The sequence below is a fragment of the Nonomuraea sp. NPDC049784 genome (genome assembly GCF_040659615.1).
Lineage (GTDB): Bacteria > Actinomycetota > Actinomycetes > Streptosporangiales > Streptosporangiaceae > Nonomuraea.
Window position 1 is genome coordinate 1 of sequence record NZ_JBFAMX010001246.1, and the last position, 1244, is coordinate 1244.

General features: G+C 73.6%; 1 protein-coding gene and 1 pseudogene. Both read left to right on the forward strand.

Annotation, left to right across the window (positions count from 1 at the left end):
* Positions 1-429, forward strand: a pseudogene (locus AB0J09_RS65115) (decarboxylase); the annotation flags it as partial.
* The coding region (locus AB0J09_RS65120) for an MFS transporter (RefSeq protein ID WP_360714547.1) at positions 426-1244 on the forward strand (819 nt) is incomplete at its 3' end. The pseudogene AB0J09_RS65115 and the gene AB0J09_RS65120, both read left to right, overlap by 4 nt.

Consider the following 1244-nt stretch of genomic DNA (forward strand, 5'->3'; position numbering starts at 1 on the left):
CACGACCGCCGCCTGACCGTGCTGCCGCTGGCCCTGCAGTCGGTGTCGCTGCTGGCCGCCGCGCCACGCGTGCGGCTGGTGCTGCCCGGCGGCGAGGTACGCCAGGGCGAGCTGAACTTCATGGGGCCGCTGACCGAGAGCTCGTTGAAGGCGTTGCGGTTCGACACGGCGGTGATCGGCTGCTGCGGGCTGTCGGCCGAGCACGGGCTGACCGCGCACGACCTGCCGGAGGTGGCGGTCAAGCAGGCGGCCATCGCCTCGGCGCGGCGGGTGATCGTGGCGTGCGATTCGGGCAAGTTCGCGCGTACGGCCTTCGGCGCGGTCTGCCCGATCTCGCGGCTGGACGTGGTGGTGACGGACTCCGGCATACCGGGCGAGGAGCGCGACGCCCTGGTGGCGGCCGGGGTGACGGTCAGGGAGGCCGCGTGAGACCCGCGCCCGGCACTCGGCAGGGCGTCCTCAGGCGGGAACGTACGGCGGTCTACCTGCTCTTCTTCCTGGCCGGCACGGCCATGGGCACCTGGACGGCGCGCATCCCCGCCATCAAGGAGCACCTCGAGCTGGGAGACGGCCAGTTCAGCCTCGCCCTGCTGGCCATCGCGGGCGGGGCGATGGCCGGGATGACCGCGGTGGGCCGGCTGGTCGACCGGCACGGCAGCAGCCGCGTCATGATCCCGGCCGCTCTCCTGCAGGGCGTCGTGCTCGTGCCGCCCACCTACGCCCCGAGCCTGTGGGCGCTGGCGGGGACGCTGCTGGCGTTCGGGATCGTGCACGGGATCCTGGACGTGGCCATGAACGCCAACGCGGTGGAGGTCGAGCGGGCCTACGGGCGGCCGATCATGTCGTCGTTCCACGCCGTCTACAGCATCGGCGGGTTCACGGGCGCCACGGCGGGCGGCCTGTTCGCGCACCTCGGCCTGTCCGCCGCGGCCACGTTCCTGTCGATGGGCACGGTGATCGCGCTGCTGGCGATCTGGGCCGCCCGCTGGGCCCTGCGCTCGGTCCCGCCCTCCGCCCAGGACCCGGCCTCAGGCTCTGGCTCTGGCTCTGGCGGGTCGGACGCGCGGCCCAAGGGGATCGTGTTCCTGGGCGTGCTGGCGTTCTGCTGCCTGGTGGGCGAGGGCGCCTCAGCCGACTGGAGCTCGGTCTACCTGCGCGAGGACCTGGCCGCCTCACCGGGGTTCGCCGCCGCGGGGTATGCCGCGTTCTCCATCATGATGACGGCGGGGCGGCTGGCGGGCGAC